This is a genomic window from Leptothoe kymatousa TAU-MAC 1615 (assembly GCF_018739865.1).
Classification (GTDB): Bacteria; Cyanobacteriota; Cyanobacteriia; order Phormidesmidales; family Phormidesmidaceae; genus Leptothoe; species Leptothoe kymatousa.
The window spans coordinates 1,094,598-1,113,461 of sequence record NZ_JADOER010000004.1 but is presented as its reverse complement, the minus strand read 5'-3'; the positions used below and the strand labels follow the sequence as shown (position 1 = coordinate 1,113,461).

Below are 18,864 nucleotides of genomic sequence, written 5' to 3'. Positions count from 1 at the left end.
CTGATGATAAGAATGATTTGATCTTACCCAGTAATCGCTTTAGATCAATGGGCTTGGTGTCATAGTCATCACAGCCTGCCGCGAGGGCCTGATCGCGATCGCCCCGCATGGCATGGGCGGTTAACGCAATAATGGGAATTTTTTGGGTATGGGGTTGAGCCTTTAGACGACGTGTCGCCTCCCATCCATCCATCACTGGTAAACTCATGTCCATCAGGATGAGATCAAAGGATTGGGCGGCCGCGATCGCAATTGCTTCAGCACCATCCACCGCAATCGACAGCTCATAGCCACGGCGACGAAGGCGTCGGCTCAGCATGTCCCGATTAAGCTCGTTATCTTCAACCAATAAAATTTTTGCCATAATCCCCTTAATTAACCTCAGCCTCCAATTACTACCGGGTTAATCAGATGCACTGGACACCCTATCCGTACTAGAAACTGTATCTGTCGCACTATTAGGAATCGAAACCGTCTTCCCCGACACCACCGCCTGCAGCTCGCTTAGCAACTCTTGGCGATTGAGATCGGCCTTTTGATACACCCTTGCCACACCTTCCAATTGCTGCTGATCAGTAGCTGTTAAAGCCTTGGCTGTCACCACAATCACAGGAATATCTTGCCAGTCAGGATTTTGCCGCAACATCTGAATAAATTCAAACCCATCTATTTCAGGCATCATCAGATCCAACACAATCAAATCCGGCGTCGTTCCATCTAGATATTGCAGGGCTTCGCGTCCATTAGACGCCAAGTCCACTGTCCAATCCTGACGTTGCAAAAACCGCCCCATAATTTCACGGGCATTAACATCATCCTCCACCACCAAAATCGTAGGTGATGGCTGATCCGAAAGGTGGGCCTCCAATACCCCCAGTAAACGTCGACGATCGATAGGCTTGGTTAAATAGTCTGCAGCACCTAGACTATGCCCCATGGGCCGATCATCTACAATCGACAACAGAATCACAGGAATATCCGCAACAGTCGGCTTTTCTTTGAGCTGTCTTAGCACTGACCAGCCATCCATTTGCGGCATCATCACATCCAACGTGATCGCATCTGGCAATAATTCTTCCGCCAGGGCCAATCCCTGTTCCCCATTAGAGGCGCAGACTACGTTATACCCCGCTTCATCAAGGGAACGACGCAAAATCTCGCGCGCATCCTGGTCATCATCAATCACCAAAATCGTTTTTTGGCTCGACTGGTTCACCAAACCACTGGACACTATCGGCGCGTCCCCTTCAGTCGCAAGCGCAGGGGCAAAAAATGTCTTGCCCTTAGGATTCAACGATTTCACCGTCTGCGGAATCAACAGAGAAAATGTAGTTCCCTGCCCCTTAACACTTTCGACCGAAATATCACCGCCCATCATATTGATAAACTGTTTGGTAATCGCTAGCCCCAATCCAGTGCCACCATATTTTCGAGTCGTCGATGCATCCGCCTGGGTAAACGCATCGAAAATCTTTTCGATCTGATCGTCCTTCATGCCAATGCCAGTGTCACTGACAATAAAACGGAGCCAAGGACCATCGTAGATCTCCTCATCGACCGTAGAGACCTCTTCCACAGTCAACGTAATGTCACCATTCTCAGTGAACTTACAGGCATTGCTCAATAGATTAAACAAGCTTTGGCGCAGCTTCGTTTGATCCGCATGCAAACTACCAATGTCTGCAGGACAAAAGACCGACAGGTGATTATTATTTTTATGGGCCACCGGCGTAATCGTCCCGGCAATATCATCCACCAACCCTTTAATCGAGAACTCTTCGAGGAATAGCTCCATCCGTCCCGCTTCAATCTTGGAGAGATCTAGCACCGAATTAATCAGCCCTAACAGGTGTTTGCCAGCCCCTTGGATTTTTTGCAAATCCGGAACAAAATCTTCCTCACCCACATCCGTCGCCTCTTCCTCCAGCATTTCGCTGTAACCAATAATGGCATTTAGGGGCGTGCGCAGCTCGTGGCTCATATTAGCCAAGAACTCACTCTTAGAACGGTTAGCATCTTCCGCCTTAACCCGGGCTTCCTCGGCCTCCTCCATCGCCTTCATTAACTTGGTGGTGCGGTCCTGCACTCGGCTATCCAAGTCACGGTTTAATTCCATTAGCTGCTCTTCTGCCTGCTTACGCTCTGTCACGTCCTGCAAAAACAGAGATAGACCATCACGCCCCGGATAGCCTCGCACTTGCAACCACCGTTGGGTCGGCGCATAGTAAGTCTCAAAACTCACCACCGTCTGCTCAGCCATGGCCCGACGATATTGCTGCTGATAGCGCAGACCCAATGACTCTGGAAAAATCTTCCAAAAGTCTTGCTCTAGCAGCCCTTGAATATTACGCTTCAAAACTTCAGCCGCCTGGGCATTAACGTAAGTGACCTTCCAGCCACGATCCACCGCCACAAACGCATCGGTAATATTTTCCAGGACGCTGGTGGTACGCTGTGTGGACTGCCGCAGTCGAGCCACGAGGGTATAGGCAATCACACCAATCAGGGACAAGGCCACTAAATAGGCAAGGTTGCGGTATAGGGCAGCTTGCCTAAATGCGGCTCGACTAGATTGGTCAAAAACATTCTCTAACTCACGAATGTTTTGAGTTAGGGGCAAATTAAGCACCTGATCGACTAACGCATCAGTAACCGGTTTATTATCCAGCACCATCTGGGAGAGCTGAACCACCTGAGCGACATCCTTAGCGCTGGAGAACTCCCCAGCGTTGAGCTTGGCTTTAACAACTTTTAGCTCGTTTTCAATGCTGGACACCAGCTGCTCGTCGGTGGCCATGATGTAAATCAAAACATCATCAATCAGCTTCTCCAGATCCGCGTCACTGGTATTTTTTAATTCATTGACTAAGCTAGGCAACTGTACCAGAGCATTTTGTAGTTCCCCATTGGTCTCCTGAAATTGGTTTACCAATTCCGTTTTTTCCTGGAGAAATTGGGCATCACGACTGATCAAATTTTTCAATTTAACCTGGTCGTCTTTAGGAACAAAAGCAGGTACATCCCTAGCTAGCTCTTCCTGGATAGCTAGCTCTTCCGCCAGAGCTTCCTCAAGCGGTTCATCATTTCTCAAAATCGTGTAGCGCTCTTTGAGCAAGGCCAGCTCAACTTCAGTATCACTTTCAACTTGGCTCGATATTAAATCTGCGTACCGTTGATACTGGCTAACATTAACGGATTTGCCCTTAATCCCTAAGACAGTTAGAAGTAGAAAAGCAACGGCTACCCCTGTCCCTTGAAGTAGAGAGTCTCGATTCACTAACATTCCTCCTAAATTCTTATCTATATAAGGAGAGTGGTCATTAACTTGACTGACAAGCTATCGGCAACGCGTTGATGATTAACCACATGGGTAAAGTTGCGGTCACCATACATCCACCTCTGCCCCATTGATGCTTCACCCTCAAAAAGAGAAATGAATTGATCTATAAACCATCGACATGAGACGCAGTAAAAAGATACTGTGGTAGCGCCATACTGATAAACAAACACTGAAGTCTTATCCTGTCCCTTACAATAAAGATTCAACCTATTGGCTGGCTAACGGTATAAAATATTGAGATATTCATAAATTAATGACACCTTTAAACAGCTAGTGATATTTAAAGGTTGTGCCATCGTATTTTTGCCATTGCTAAATTTCAGAAACAGCAAAACTTCTTTATAAAGATGCTCGCCTAGGGGGATTAGTTCCGGAAGGTAATCGTTCATAGTTAAATACATTCATAGGACTGTTATTCGTCAATAGTGGTCATAAATATCGTGCTTTTGCGGCCACCAAACAAGGCGCAGCATGCTACCAAGCCATTAACGATTTCAGGCGTGCCCGCGGTCCCTGAGTTTTTTCACCGTCATGGCCCGTTGACCAAGCCGTTCACCGGTACCCTCAGTAAAGGGCGGCCACAGGCCAAACTCAGCTAGCCATGGGCGTACTATTTACCCGAGAAGCTATCATCGACCTCACTTCGCTGAGTAATTCTTGGCGGTTGAAATCAGCCTTCTGATAGACCCGGACAACCCCCTTCAAACGTTGCTGGTCTTTGGCCGTTAAGGTTTTTGCAGTTACAACAATGATCGGAATAGTGCTCCACCTAGGCGATTGATGTAAAAGCCGCACAAATTCAAATCCATCCATGCCAGGCATCATCAAATCCAGCACAATCACATCGGGCATGGTGTGCTGAAGATAGTCAAATGCTTGGGGTCCACTGGCGGCGAGAACCACGGTCCAGTCCGCCTGTTGCAACAATCGTCCTAAAATCTCCCGCGCATTCAAATCATCTTCCACCACTAGCACCTTAGGCCCTGCTGGTTTGGGTAAATGGGCACCTAGTACATTTAGTACCTCCATGGGCTTAAGCGGTCGATCCAGAGAATCATCAATGCCAAAATGCTCCTCTTGAGCCGACGTTTCCGCTGTTGACAGCAAAATTATCGGGATCTGAGCTAGGGGCGCTTTGGCTCTGAATCTCTCCACCAGCAAGTTTCTAGACTTTTGTGGAATCATGCCATCCAGCAAAATGGCGTCGGGCAGTAGTTCTTGGGCAAGGGCAATCGCCTGCTTTTTATCCATAGCGCAGACGACTTTATACCCGGCATCGTTTAACCAAATCTGTAAGCGATCGCGGGTGTGCTGATCGACGACGATGAGCAAAACCGTCTTTTCCGACGACTGTCCTGATATTTCATATAGAGCAGAAACAGCGGCCCGATCGCTTAGGGGCAATGGTGGCGCAAAAAAGGTGTCTTCGGAGGAGCTATGGGCATGGACAGTTCTGGGAATCGTAATCGCAAAGGATGTCCCTTCGCCAGGCACACTATCCACAGAAACATCACCTCCCATCATAGAGATAAACTGCTTGGTGATGGTTAAGCCTAAACCAGTTCCCCCATATTTACGGGTTGTGGAGGTATCGGCCTGGGTAAACGCCTGAAACACTTTACTCATTTGCTCAGGTGTCATGCCAATACCCGTATCAGCCACCACAAACTGCAAAGAATTCTCCTGAGTCCCTGCCTGGGTCGTAATGCTAGTCGGCTTAATGGTCAACGTGATTTCACCATTTTCCGTAAACTTACAAGCATTGCTCAACAAATTAATTAAACTCTGTCGCAACTTCACCTGATCGGCATAAATTGTGCCAATATCGTCCGGACAAGACACAAACAGTTTATTGCCATTTCTTTGCACTAGGGGCTGAATCGTGCCAACAATATCTTTGGTAATTGTTTGAATAGAAATATCTTCTAAAAATAGCTCCATACGACCGGCTTCAATCTTCGATAGGTCGAGCACCGAATTGATCAAACCAAGGAGATGTTTACCGGCCCCTTGAATCTTTTTCAAATCGGGCACAAAGTCGTCTTCACCAATGCTAGTAACGTCTTCCTCCAACATTTCACTGTAGCCAATGATGGCATTCAAAGGCGTCCGCAACTCGTGGCTCATATTGGCCAAAAACTCACTCTTAGAACGGTTGGCATCTTCGGCTTTGACCCGAGCTGATTCAGCCTCTTCCATGGCACTGGCCAATTGAGCTGTGCGATTTTTAACCCGACCATCAAGGTCTCGGTTTAGCTCTAGTAGCTTCTTTTCCGCCTGTTTGCGTTCGGTAATGTCTTGCCAAAAAATCGATAGTCCCTCAATACCGGGATAGCCCCGAATCATCAGCCAACGCCGGGTGGGTTCATAGTAGGCTTCAAAACTAATCACCGCTATTTTTTTGGCAACGGCATCATGGTATTGCTCAGTAAAACGTTTTGCTAAAGATTCTGGCAAAACTTTCAGAAAATTTTGTTCAAGTAATCCGGAAATATCTCGCTTGAGAATATCTGCAGCCTGGGCGTTGACGTAGGTAATCGACCATTGACGATCAACGGCAATAAAGGCATCGGTAATACTCTCCAGCACTTTAACAGTATGCTGGCTAGAGCTGCGTAGGCGATTGATAACCCAAAAAGAGACCACCCCTAAACTGACAAACAGCAAAATATAAATAAAGCTGCGATATAGTTCTACGCGGGTTCGGGTCGTTTGTTGAATATCGGCGAACTGTTTTTCTAGCGCTCGAATATTATTAGTTAACGGTAAATCAAACACCTGGCCCACCAACTGGTCTGCCACAGGCTTATTGATCAAAATCATTTGAGCCGACTGGGTCATCTGCCTCTGGGTCGCCGAAGGCCCCAATCTGTTTTCTAAACGTCTCAGTTTTGTATTGATATCAACAATCAGTTGCTCGTTACTGGTAACCGCATAGAGCGATAAGTCATCTAGCAATGCCTCCACTTCTAGCCGGAGATTGCCATTGAGTCCTTCCAATAAGTTGGCTTCTTGGTCTAGGGCTTTTCTCACCTCTGCGTGGTGCTTTTCAAGGGTTTCAATCAGCTGACGTTTTTCCGCTAAGAGTTCAGTATTAAACTCTAGCTGCCGTTCTAATCGATTTCTATCATTGGCTGAAACTGACGGCGGAATTTGCGCAGTTAGTTGCGTCTGAACTTTTTCCGCTTCTAGGAGAGCGACATTTAATGACTGGTCATTTTGAGAAATCGTGTAGCGAATATTTTGCAGCGATAGCTGAACAGCTGCCTCATTGACCAACTGATCTGAAATTAGAGCGCTATAGCTTCTATATTGATCGAAATCAACAGCAAAATTTTTCAGACCTAGAATTGCTAAGACTGAGAGTGTTGCGACAGCAGGTATCCCCCTTACAAAATGCTTGCGTTTCACCTCAGGCATCTCCAAAAATAAAATAATTTTTTCTGATAATGCATCAGAATCTTACTTAAATAGGTAGCTCGAACTGGAGCCCAAACCCTCAGTTTTAACCTGAATGTGAATTAGGCATTGCTGATCCGTGGAATGGCATTATCTGTAAGATTCAGGCAATTAGCTATGCTTACAGACCCATTCAGCCTCCCAATCAGCAACAGCATGAATGATAAAGTCTTGAAAAACAGTAACAGCTACACACCCCCGTACCTTAATCAACAACTGGGTTCCCCAGGAATCAGAACAGTTGTCAACAAGACTCTTCAAAGTTCAAGAATAAGAACACCCTCGAATGGCTTCGATAGGTTGTAGACAATGGAATGCTATCGAATGTTTGCGCTGAAGCAGGTGTTTATCCTAGGTTTAATCTTTGACCCTCGGATTATCAAAAAACTGTATTCTATACCTGGCTAATCCTGCGTATTATTCCATAGGCTAAACCCAGACTTTTAGAAAGCTTAAAGATAGCTTTACTTAAGCAAGGTTACGCCGGGTCATAAATTTAAATTAGTTGAATTGGCATTGCTGGTTTTTGCAATGGTTTAATCTGCCACACCTCCATACGTAAAAAGTTGGCTTACTTGTTGCCTATCCATATCGGCAACGGCTGCAATTGCATACATAAGCCGCTCTGTAGTTTCGCTAGTGGGGAAACTACGGAGCGGCTAATTCATAGCATGGATGATGGGGGAGAACGCCCATCACATCGAGATGGATGGCATGGGGCTATGGGCCGCCGGGACAACTTCCCCAATGGAGCGTCCAACCGCTTGAGCCAATGGTTTTAAGCTATTGATAAGTGATTGCATGGCATCCAAATCAATGGTTTGTCTAGCATCACTGATAGATTTTTCCGGCTGCGGATGGCACTCAATCATGAGTCCGTCTGCCCCAGCGGCAATGGCCGCTCGCGCTAAGGGCGCAACCAATTCGCGTTTGCCCGTAGCATGGCTAGGATCTACGAGCACAGGTAAGTGGGTAAGTTGCTTGAGGGCAACCACGGCGCCAAGATCTAAAACATTGCGCGTATAGCTATCAAAGCTACGAATGCCGCGCTCACAAAGAATAATGTTGGTATTACCGTGGCTGGCGATATATTCTGCCGCCATCACAAATTCATTTACCGTGGCCGCTAGTCCTCGTTTGAGGAGAATGGGTTTATCCACAGAACCCAATGCTTTTAACAAATCAAAGTTTTGCATATTGCGACTGCCCACCTGCAACACATCGGCATGGGCGGCCAGCTTATCAATTTGATGGATAGCCATCACCTCAGTAATGATGGGCAGCCCATGGCGTTGTTGGATAGCGGCCAGAATGTCTAGCCCCACATCGCCAATGCCTTGGAAGGCATAGGGAGAGGTGCGAGGCTTATAGATGCCGCCCCGCAGAGCTTGCACCGGTGCCTGCCGCAGGGCTTGGGCAATGGTTTCCATCTGGGCCATACTCTCGATGGAACAGGGGCCACCCACGATGAATAGCTCGTTGCCACCCACGGAAATAGTTGGCGTGATGGCAATTTCACTGGTGTGATCTAGATGGGTTTTAGTAACAAGTTTGGCGTCATTCATGGGTCTAGAAAGAGGAAATAGTAGAAAACAAAAAGCCCGCAACCTGTAGAGGTTCCGGGCAAGTCAGTACAGTAAAACTAACGCTACCTACCCGGTGGTGGCGTAAAAAAGAAAAATGTAAATTGCCAGCTGTAGCAAACAATCATGAACGTAAGAGGTAGGTAGAAAAAACAAAACCGCAGAGCTTGCACTCTGCGGTTCACCGGCTTCCCATGCTAACGCCAGGGTTCAATGCCGGTGAACCTGGATAAACCAAAAGTGAAAAAACTTGGACTGCATGGGTAAAAACTTAGAAACGTTTTTGCGTCGATATGTGTACGTTAGCGCGCCAAAATCGAATCGTCAACTTTACAGTACGGCAATACATTCAACTTCGACTAAAACGTCTTTGGGTAAGCGGGCTACTTCAACACAGGCACGGGCAGGGGCAGTTGCTTCATCAAAGTAGGTGGCATATACGCCATTCATAGTGGCGAAGTCATTCATATCTTTTAAGAAAACCGATGTTTTCACCACATTCTCCATGGTGGCCCCGGCAGCGGCTAAAACGGCGCTCAGGTTATCTAGGCATTGTTTTGTTTGAGCAGCGACGTCACCTTCGCCCACGAGGGTCCCGTTTTTAGGATCCAGGGCAATTTGGCCAGAGGCGAAAACCATTTCACCGGCAGCGACGATGGCTTGGTTGTAAGGGCCAACGGGGGCAGGAGCACTTTCGGTTTGAATAATGCGACGAACCATGGTGTTGTGTTTAGTTAACTAGCTTGAGTATTTTACCGGGCGTTGCTGATCCAAACTATGATTTCATTTGCAGGTGTGGGGTCTATGGGGCCCGTCTGTAAATTCGTTCATCTCTAACCATCAGCAACGACTTGTATTGAGTTGTTGCGATCGCTAAAACCATGGCTGATCTCAATCGTGTCACTGAGCTTTATCAAGCGTTTCCGAGTAAATTTCGCAGTATCGTCTTAAGCACGGCCAGCAGCGACGGCATTCCCCAAGCAAGCTATGCCCCTTTTTTAATAGATCCGGATAAATCCATTTATATTTACATCAGTGGATTATCGGCCCACACCGACAACCTAAAACAAACCGGTCGAGCCAGCGTGCTCATGCTAGAAGACGAAGCGGCCACCAAGGAAATTTTTGCCCGACGGCGTCTCACCTACGAATGCACCGCCGAAGCGCTCCCCCGCGAGACCGCACAATGGCATGGACTCATCCAGCGATTTGAACAGCAGTTTGGCCCCGTCATTGGAATGATGAAAGAGCTGTCAGATTTTCAACTGTTCTGTCTAAAACCCCAAACGGGACAATTCGTGCTGGGCTTTGGCGCCGCTTACCGGGTCAACAAAGAGGATTTGAATCAGTTGGAAGGACGCCGACAAAACTAGGCATCAACATTGGCCAACACACCGTTGAGAAAAATATCGGCCAGGGTTTCCGCCAGTTCTTTCATATCCTGGGCTGAACTGGCCTCATCGGCTAGGGTGACCTGGCTAAACCCAGCAATGGTAAACATCCCTAGGAAAATTCGAGCCACCACCCGGGGATTCATCGGGCGGTAGGTGCCGCGATCCATCGCCGTTTGGAAAAAGGCCTCGGCCACATCGGTCATTTTTTCAATCACCTCGGCCTGCACCCGCTCCCTCAACTCCGGATGGAACTGAGCCTCCATAAAGCACACCCGGAGCATGTCGGTATTGGCAGACAGATTGAGCATGCGTTTGCGCATGACCTTGGCAATCGCCTTGTAGTTTGCCATTTCACTCAGCTCCGTGAGTAGCTCCGTAAGCAGGTCGACCCATCCACGGGTGGCCACCTCCACTAAAATGGCTTTTTTATTCTCAAAGTGGCGAAATAAGGTACCTTCTGCCACCCCTGCGGCCTGGGCTAAATCGCGAGTGGTGGTCCCCCCATAGCCACGCCGGGCAAATAATCGCTGGGCCGCCCCAAGGATTTTTTCTTGGGTATCATCTTGGGAAGACGTCAACGATTTAGCAAACTGCATAAAATAGGGCACGCATACGTGCTGACAGACAAAAAGCTGGCATTAACAACGGGATTAGAACTGAGTACGTGGCACGCAGAAACAGCCGAGATCGCCCCAATGCCTTTGGGTCATTGTCTATCGTGAACTGCGCAATCATGCCATTGGTTAACAGAAGCTTACATTCATAGAGAATTAGGCAGCCGGCAGCAGGAATTAGGGCCACCGACTTCTCCACGACCTTAGACTCTTGCCTGGGCTAACACCTGGCCGTCGCATCGCACCTGCTGGTCAACCACCTGACAGGCAACATCCCCTAGGCAAATGCCCATGCCCCGGGCAGTTTTCACCAGCGTATCGGCCGGGTTGACGGCACGATATTCTGCGATCGCATCAGCAATGGGCACATGAACCACCTGGCGATTTTGCCAACTCACCATATGGTCGTACTTTTCGGCCGCAATCAGATCCACAGCCTCCACCCCAAAGGTGGTGGCCAAAACCCGATCCAACGGAGACGGCGTCCCGCCCCGCTGCACATGGCCCAAGACCGTTACTCGGGTTTCCGCGCCAATACTTTCAGTGATTTGCTCCGCTAAATATTCTCCAATTCCCCCCAGGCGACATTGGCCTAACCGGTTGGTTTGGGTTACTTTTTCTCCGGATTCGGTACACACCGCCTCCGCCACAATGATGGTGGCAAAATTACGCTTGAGTCCCTTAATGGTCTGGCAAATACTCTCGATGCTATAGGGAATTTCAGGAATTAGAACAATGTCCGCACCGCCAGCAATGCCTGCATTCAGGGCAATATGGCCCGCATCTCGGCCCATCACCTCTAAGATCATGACCCGAGAATGGCTAGCCGCCGTAAAGTGCAGACGGTCTAAGGCTTCGGTGGCAATATTCACCGCCGTATCAAAGCCAATGGAACGCTCCGTAGACCCCAAATCGTTGTCGATGGTTTTGGGAATACCTACGAGATTTAGCCCTCCCTGTTGGGCCAAACGGCGTAGTATGGCCATGCTGCCATCGCCGCCTATGCCGATCAGGGCATCTAAACCCAGTAGGTGATAGCCATCAATAATCTCCTGGGAGCGATCGCAAGTAGATCCATCGGGCAATGGAAAATCGAAGGGATTGCCCTTGTTCGTTGTTCCCAACACTGTGCCCCCCGCCAACAACAGATTGTGGGTGCTAGAGATATCAAATTCCACATATTGCGGCGGGCGGGCCATTAAACCTTGGGTGGCCCGAGAAATGCCCAAAACATCCCATCCATAGCTATGGGCTCGATGCACAACCGCCCGTAGCGCGGCATTTAACCCTGCACAGTCACCACCGCTGGTGAGCAAGCCAATTCGTTTACTGTCCCGATGCTGTCCCATAGTCTGTCACTTCAATGTTTAAGCTCTATTGAGACTACACACTACAGGGGCTGAGGCTAATCGGTTAAGACACCTGAAAAATTATTGATAGGTAGATATACTGCGCAACATTTTTATGTACAGGAGTTAAGAACAATGTGACTATATCAACAAATAGATCGGTGGATTTACAGACAACGTGACTGGTTTCAAATGAGTTATGGCAACCGCAAGTCATATAAATGACGTAGGCAGCACCCTAAAAAACGTCAAAACTACGGATGACAAGTTTCGGTTTTGCTAACAATTGCTTAGGCTTTATCCGAACTTGCTAAACCAGCATCAACCAACCTTAACAAAGCCGTAGTCAGCATATTGTTTTGGTAAACGCTTTAACTCCAAGCCGCCGTTCGAAATTGAAACGACTATATTCGGTGTAACGGCAAATCAATCTGAGTTGTATCCAGATACCGATTGTTTTGTACGTATATCAGGTCATCTTCCGGTTAGGTCTACTAACCCTTTGTTAAGAGCAATAAGGTTAAGGTTTTTTACTTACGGGATACGATGGCAAAGGCCATTTTTAAAACTGTTTTAGGCGCATTCTTTGCATCGACGGCTGTGGTTACTGCAACCGCTCAGATGGCAATCGCTCAAGGATTTACTGGTGACTTTGCTCCTGGGGAATGGGAACTTTTTAATAGCAGTCCTATTTTTTCCCCCAACGTTGATGAAGATGCTGTACGGGAGTTTCAGGAGCAACTGGCCCCGTTCAATGGCTCGGTAGAATTTAGCGACCCTGATGCCCTAACTCTGCTGGGTAGTAACCAGTCAGAGTATTTGGAGCAGTTTGGATTGACCTGTGGCACAGCTCCCAGCAATTTCGTTTCACTGCTTTGCCGGGACAGCTTCACTGCGTTGTATGTGACCGTGCCGGATACGGGTGAGCTCTTTTTTGATTGGGAATATGCCACCGAAGACTCCCTAGGCCCAGCCTTTGATTTGTTTGGCTACTTTGTTAGCGACTTGCCCCCTGAAGTACTGCCAGACAGTCCATTCAACCAACTTAGCGACAGTGCCGGCGAGGTGCGCCAGCGCGGTTCGACGACGGTATCTGTAAACGCCGACGAGATTTTTGGGTTCAACATTGGCACGGGAGACAATGAAGGGGGACGTGCCCTGGTAACGATTACAAATTTTGGTATTCGTATTTCAGAACCCGATGAGGATACACCGACATCAGTGCCTGAACCCACCTCTGGGATTGCGATCGCAGCATTAGCTGGGTTAGCCCTGCGCTGGAACAAGAAGTAAACGGCCAGCCCCTGTACACACAACCTTAATCTTGTCTCTTACCCACCCAGGTTCGGGTGGGTATTTGTTTATCCCCCCACGCTTATACCCCAGGATTCAAGGCAATATTCGTTTCTGGGTCAAATAAATGGATGTGCTCGATGCGAATCCCCAAGACCAACTGATCGCCTAGCTTGGGAACAGCCTCCTCAGTGCCATCCAGGCGAGCTAAAAGAGTCTTCTCTTCGTTCCCGTCGGGCACATCATCTAAATTGACGCTCACATAGGTTTCACTGCCCAAGGCCTCTGTGCGCTGCACGGTCACCGCCAGATGTTTGGGAGCGGGCACCGCCAGGCGCAAATGCTCTGGACGAATGCCCAGGGTTAAGGGGCGGCCACCGTAGGGGGCTAACACGGATTCCCAATGGCTGGGCACCGTGAGGCGAAAGGCAGGATGCACCAGCGTTAGGGGGGCCTGCACCTGCACGGTGAGAAAATTCATCGGTGGCGACCCAATGAACGAGGCCACAAATCGATTGGCCGGGTATCGGTACAGTTCGAGCGGGGCCGCAATTTGCTGGATTACCCCCTCGGACATGACCGCAATGCGATCGCCCATGGTCATGGCTTCCACCTGATCGTGGGTGACATAGATGGTGGTGGTGCCTAGCCGCCGCTGTAGGGCCACAATTTGGGCACGGGTTTCGGTCCGCAGCTTGGCATCCAAATTGGACAGGGGCTCATCCATTAAAAACACCTGGGGGTTGCGGGCCATGGCTCGCCCCAGGGCGACCCGCTGTTTTTGCCCGCCAGATAGCTGCCTTGGCAACCGCTTGAGCAGGGGCGTAATCTGCAAAATCTCGGCAATGGCCTTCACACGTTTGGCAATGGCCTGTTCCCGCTCGGGCCAATAGTGAAACCCCGGCGGCAATAGCCGTGTCGCCCCAAACAGCAGCTGTTGCCCGCGGGTTATCCCAGGCAAATCGCTGACCGTGCGCCGCAGGCCAAAGGCTAGATTGTCGTAGACGCTCAAATGGGGATACAGGGCATAGCTTTGGAAAACCATGGCCACATCCCGCTGTTTCGGGGCGAGGGCATTCACCGAGCGATCGCCAATGGCGATGGTGCCCCCCGTAATGCTTTCCAATCCGGCAATTAGACGCAGCAGCGTGCTTTTGCCACAGCCCGAGGGGCCCACCAGCACCATAAACTCCCCGTCTTTGACATCGAGATAAATGCGCTTGAGCACCGTCGCTGGCTTAGCGTCCGATGCCTGACGGGGAAATGTTTTGTAAACGTTGTCGATAACAACCTCAGCCACGTTTGCTTCCTAACCCTGCTCCACCACAGATACCAGGATATCGGTAATGGTTTCACCTCGGGCAGGGGTAAGCATGCGATCGCAGGGTTGACTACGCCCCTGCAGCGGCACTCGGTCAATTTTTAACCGCGCCGCCCGATCGCTGCTGGTCATCACCGTAAAGTCAGCCGCCCCTGGCACCACCACAAGGGTGGTCAACTGGTCACTGTTCTGACTAAATTTGAACGACTGGGAACCAATCCCCCCCCGACTACTGCGATTGATCGCCGCCACCTGCATCCGTTTGGCATAGCCTTTGATAGACATCAATAACACTTTGCTATTATTCTTAATCGGCACACAGCCCACCACCGATTCCCCCTTAATCACCCGAATCGCTTGGGTCCCTTGGGAATTTCGGCTAGTGTCCGGCAACTGGTCACGATCAATGGCAAACCGCAATAGACGACCACCGGAAGATGCCAGCATGAGGTCCTGTTCTAAATCGGCCACTACGGCATAGGCCAAATGATCCCCAGGTTTGAGCTTAATGGCCAGCAGTCCACGGGCCGTAATAGATTCAAACTCCGTCATCGGTAAACGCTTAATCTTGCCATTGGCCGTCACTAAAATCACCTGCCGCGCCATCACCGCATCACTGAGCAAAATCGGTGGCAAAATCGCCCCCGGATCGTTGCCAATGGCATCGGGCAATAAATTCACCAGGGGCTGACCCTTGGATTGTCGCTGGGCTAAGGGCACCTCGTTAATGCCTAAACTATAGGCCTTACCATCGCGGGAAAACACCAAAAATGCCTGGGCCGTGGAGGCAAACTCGGTTTGGGTGGTGACATCGTCCAGCTCCGTCAGCTTGGTGGGAAGCGCCTCCTGTTTCCCCTGGCGCCGCTGGTAAGCCCGGGGCGAAACCCGGCGAGCATAGCCTTTGCGGGTGAACTCCACCACGGTTTCTTCCTCATTGGCCTCCGCCACCAAATTGGCTAAGCGTTCTTCTTCCGCCGCCCGCTCACTGGCGGACTGCAACCGGGTGCGGCGCTCGTCTCCGTAGGCCTTTTTCAGCTTTCTCAGCTCTTTTTTTAGCGACTTGAGCCGCTCTTTGCGATCTCCGAGCAACAGCTCCAGCCGTTCCTTCACGGTGGATAGCTCATCAAATTCGTTCAGCAGCTTTTCCTGCTCCAGACCCACCAGCCGTCGCAGGGGCATGGCCAAAATTGCATCTGCCTGGCGATCGCTCAGGTCAAACTGCTCCATTAGTTCCATTTTGGCGGTGGTGCCGTCGGGGGCCGCCCGCAAAATTTCAATCACTTCGTCAATGCTGTCGAGGGCCGTGAGCAGCCCCTCCACAATATGCAACCGCTGGTCGGTGCGCTCCAGTTCGTTGGTGTACTGCCGCACCAACGTTTCTTCACGAAAATCGAGGAACGCCTGTAGCATGTGGCGCAGGGGCATTTGCACCGGTTGCCCCCCCTCCAAGGCCAGCATAATGGCGCCAAAGTTGCTCTGCAGGGGCGTCATCTTATACAGGGCGGCCAAAATGCCATGGGGTTGGGCCTCCCGTTTGAGCTCAATCACGACCCGCATGCCGTCGCGATCGCTTTCATCCCGAATATCCGCGATCCCATCAAGCCGGCCTTGATTGACCAAATTCGCCACTTTCTCAATCCACCCAGCCTTATTCACCTGGTAGGGCAGTTCGGTCACCACAATGGCATTACGGCGCTGGCGCCCCTTCCCCGGCTGCACCTCCTCAAAGCTGGCAATGCCCCGCACCGGAATGCTCCCCCGCCCCGTGCGGTAGGCATCATAAATGCCCTTGGTGCCTGTGATTTCACCACCCGTGGGGAAATCTGGCCCAGGAATCAACTTAAACAAAGCCTCATCCGTAAGCGTGGGGCGATCGATCATGGCAATCAAACCATCCACCACCTCCCCCAGATTGTGGGGAGGAATGTTCGTGGCCATGCCAACGGCGATGCCCGAACTCCCATTAAGCAACAAGTTCGGCAGCTGAGCGGGCAATACAATGGGCTCTTGCTGAGAACTGTCAAAGTTATCAATAAAATCGACGGTGGCCTCGCTAATTTCCCCTAGCAAAGACTCATGGCTCACAGGGGCTAACCGCGTTTCGGTATACCGCATAGCCGCTGGCGGGTCATTGTCCACTGAGCCAAAATTGCCATGGCCGTCCAGCAACGGATAGCGGGTGGAAAAGTCCTGCACCATGCGCACCAGGGCGTCATAAACCGCCTGATCACCATGGGGATGATACTTACCCAGCACATCTCCCACTACGCGGGCACATTTTCGGAACGGTCGATCGGGCGTTAACCCCAACTCATGCATCGCATAGAGAATACGTCTATGCACCGGTTTTAATCCATCACGCACGTCCGGCAAAGCTCGCCCGACAATTACGCTCATGGCATATTCCAGATATGATCGCTGCACCTCTGTATGAAGAGAAGTGACAACAATTTGTTCATCCGAAAACGCATTTAACTGGTTTGCCATGATTTCGTATCCTTGAAAGCTGCCTGAAATGCAGTGACTAATATGTTGTCCACATCCAGAAAAATCGTCTCTTAATAGAGGAAACTCTAGGTTTTAACTTGAATGTGGTTTTGCCTTACCAATGCTGTACCTTATACACAAGCGCCATGGATCCGCAATAGTTAAGATCCAAATCAACAAAGAATTCAATCGACTTGGGAACGCCTACGTTCACAGCTCCATTATTCTTTAAACGAAAAACTACTACGGCATTGGCCTAGACTCCCAGACCAGTGACTGACAGTAGCTATAGTAACTTTGCTGTGTTAACGAAATGCCTATGAAAACGGTTTTAATCGTGGAAGACGACATGATCAACGCGCGCGTTTTCTCCAAGATTTTGACCAAGCGGGGTGGCTTAGCGGTCAAACATACGGAAAACGTGGATGAAGTCATGCAAATTGCCGCCAGCGGCGAAGTAGACGTGATTTTAATGGATGTGTCCCTGTCCCACAGTGTCTATCAAGGCAAACCCGTGGACGGTATCCGCATTACCCAGATGTTAAAAGCCAATAGCGACACCGCCCAACTCCCCATTATCTTGGTGACCGCCCACGCCATGGATGGCGATAGGGAGAACTTTCTACAACAGAGTGGCGCTGACGGCTATATTTCAAAACCCATTGTGGACCACCAAAAGTTTGTCGATGATGTCAAAGCAATGATTGGTGAATAAACGGGTTTTGCTAGCGCTTGGTTTAGACTCATCTGTAGATGTTATTGCATAGTTGCAAAGCAGTCTAACCCTAACCAGTAACTGCAATAAGGCAATCAGAGCCCCAAAGTGGTGGGCGACCTTAAGGCAATTTAGACTGTATAGAGTCATACTAGTACAAAAGAACCAAATCGATTAAATTTATTTAATCTAACCATACAAAGATAAGGGGGCGCCATTAATGGCGCCCCCTTATCTTTGTACAAAATACTGTTTTTTAACTAACTGTAGGGTTGGTTTACAAATTAGTTAGACAAGGGCGTTAGGTACCAGCCCTGTGATCACTTTCACCATTAGAGACCAGACAACACATCCTGGAGACCGGGAGTATCAAACAGGGCTTCGGTCGCACCGAGCAATCGATTGCCCCACAGATTTTCCTCTAAAAATTCCAGATTAGCGTAGCGACTGTCCCGTTCTAGTGCCGCTGTGGCTGATTCGATGGCGGCAGGGCGATTCATATTGGCGGCATAGTTCGCAACTGCAATAGCCAGGGTTGGTTCTGGTTCCTCCTGGGCCACGTCTAAGGAGCGTTCCCACTGTTCAATCGCTGATTCTGCCTGGCCCATTTCGTAAAACACCAGCCCAATATTATTGATGGCGGGCCAAAACATCTCGTCATAGCGAACGGCTGCTTCATAGTGCTCAATCGCTTTAGGGTAGCGGTTGAGCTTGTAATAGGCGTTGCCTAGGTCAAAGTGGGCCCCCGGATTACTCGGCTCAAAACTCAGACCTTTTTCCAGGGCATTAGCCGCTTGTAAATATTTTGCTTCACTAAAGTAGGCGGAGCCCAAGGTGAACCAAATTACGGGATCGTCGGCCTTGAGCACCTTCGCCTTTTCCAAGGTGGTCACTGCGGTCGAACTATCCCCCACCTGTAGATACAAACTGCCCATCAGGGTCAAGATTTGGGGATCTTGGGGGGCCAGCTGAGCCGCCAGTTGAATACGCGCCAAGGCTTCGTCATATTGCTGGAATTGAGCCAGTTGCGCAGCTTCCTGGGCAAGACTTAGTCCCGTTGCCGTCAGTCGCTCCTCATCTAAAGGCAAGGTGTAGGGTAAAAGCGCCTGGGCTTCTACACGAGGGGCTGCCAAACCGCCCCCTAGCAAAATCAGCAGGGTCGCTAGGGTAGGACGAGTAAGACGGGAAATAAACTGATTCATAGGGTGTGGGCGGTGGACGTAAAAATAAATGGGGTCTAAGCGCTTTACTTAGAGTTAATTCGTTGATTTAGCTATTTATCAGTATAGATACACTATATGGAGAGGGA

At 49.7% G+C, this 18,864-nt stretch carries 12 protein-coding genes and 1 pseudogene; 3 read left to right on the top strand and 10 right to left on the bottom strand.

The annotated features are described in order from the left end of the window. Position 1: 1 nt before the first annotated feature. The 5 genes and pseudogenes from IXB28_RS17015 to IXB28_RS07055 form a co-directional block, all read right to left on the bottom strand. A pseudogene (locus IXB28_RS17015) lies at positions 2-364 on the bottom strand (response regulator); the annotation flags it as partial. Positions 365-403: 39 nt separating this feature from the next. Beyond that, on the bottom strand, positions 404-3,283 hold the full coding sequence (locus IXB28_RS07070; RefSeq protein ID WP_216862958.1) for a response regulator: 2,880 nt from the start codon (positions 3,281-3,283) through the stop codon (positions 404-406). Between the two features lie 648 nt (positions 3,284-3,931). Continuing rightward, the gene (locus tag IXB28_RS07065) at positions 3,932-6,619 is read right to left on the bottom strand and encodes a response regulator (protein ID WP_246559645.1); all 2,688 of its coding nucleotides are present in this window, start codon (positions 6,617-6,619) and stop codon (positions 3,932-3,934) included. Positions 6,620-7,494: 875 nt separating this feature from the next. Beyond that, positions 7,495-8,364, bottom strand: a complete 870-nt coding sequence (aroF, locus tag IXB28_RS07060; protein WP_215617818.1) for a 3-deoxy-7-phosphoheptulonate synthase — start codon at positions 8,362-8,364, stop codon at positions 7,495-7,497. A gap of 348 nt (positions 8,365-8,712) precedes the next feature. Then, positions 8,713-9,102, bottom strand: coding sequence for a RidA family protein (locus IXB28_RS07055; protein WP_215617817.1), 390 nt, complete (start codon positions 9,100-9,102; stop codon positions 8,713-8,715). Positions 9,103-9,263: 161 nt separating this feature from the next. Between IXB28_RS07055 and IXB28_RS07050 the strand changes: the two genes are divergently transcribed. Then, the gene (locus tag IXB28_RS07050; RefSeq protein ID WP_215617816.1) at positions 9,264-9,755 is read left to right on the top strand and encodes a HugZ family pyridoxamine 5'-phosphate oxidase; all 492 of its coding nucleotides are present in this window, start codon (positions 9,264-9,266) and stop codon (positions 9,753-9,755) included. Here the strand turns inward: IXB28_RS07050 and IXB28_RS07045 are convergent. Then, positions 9,752-10,372 carry a TetR/AcrR family transcriptional regulator gene (locus IXB28_RS07045; protein ID WP_215617940.1) on the bottom strand — a complete coding sequence of 207 codons (621 nt, stop codon included), beginning with the start codon at positions 10,370-10,372 and terminating at the stop codon, positions 9,752-9,754. The two genes, IXB28_RS07050 and IXB28_RS07045, sit on opposite strands and share 4 nt — an antisense overlap. 221 nt (positions 10,373-10,593) lie before the next feature. Continuing rightward, a complete protein-coding gene (locus tag IXB28_RS07040; protein WP_246559644.1) occupies positions 10,594-11,739 on the bottom strand; it encodes an ATP-dependent 6-phosphofructokinase in 1,146 nt (381 codons plus the stop codon). Positions 11,740-12,285: 546 nt separating this feature from the next. On the opposite strand from IXB28_RS07040, the gene IXB28_RS07035 reads away from it, so the two are divergent. Further along, positions 12,286-13,032 (top strand): hypothetical protein, encoded by a 747-nt coding sequence (locus IXB28_RS07035; RefSeq protein ID WP_215617815.1) that lies wholly within the window; start codon positions 12,286-12,288, stop codon positions 13,030-13,032. A gap of 82 nt (positions 13,033-13,114) precedes the next feature. Here IXB28_RS07035 and IXB28_RS07030 read toward each other — a convergent pair whose 3' ends face one another. Together IXB28_RS07030 and gyrA are read right to left on the bottom strand one after the other, a co-directional pair. Further along, complete coding sequence (locus IXB28_RS07030) at positions 13,115-14,332, bottom strand: ABC transporter ATP-binding protein (RefSeq protein WP_215617814.1); 1,218 nt, start codon at positions 14,330-14,332, stop codon at positions 13,115-13,117. Positions 14,333-14,341: 9 nt separating this feature from the next. Next, positions 14,342-16,840 (bottom strand): DNA gyrase subunit A, encoded by a 2,499-nt coding sequence (gene gyrA, locus IXB28_RS07025; RefSeq protein ID WP_215617813.1) that lies wholly within the window; start codon positions 16,838-16,840, stop codon positions 14,342-14,344. 319 nt (positions 16,841-17,159) lie between these two features. Between gyrA and IXB28_RS07020 the strand changes: the two genes are divergently transcribed. Next, positions 17,160-17,555 (top strand): response regulator, encoded by a 396-nt coding sequence (locus tag IXB28_RS07020; RefSeq protein WP_215617812.1) that lies wholly within the window; start codon positions 17,160-17,162, stop codon positions 17,553-17,555. A 332-nt stretch (positions 17,556-17,887) separates the two neighbouring features. Here IXB28_RS07020 and IXB28_RS07015 read toward each other — a convergent pair whose 3' ends face one another. After that, entirely contained in the window at positions 17,888-18,757 is an 870-nt protein-coding gene (locus IXB28_RS07015; protein WP_215617811.1) for a tetratricopeptide repeat protein, read from the bottom strand. Positions 18,758-18,864 lie beyond the last annotated feature (107 nt).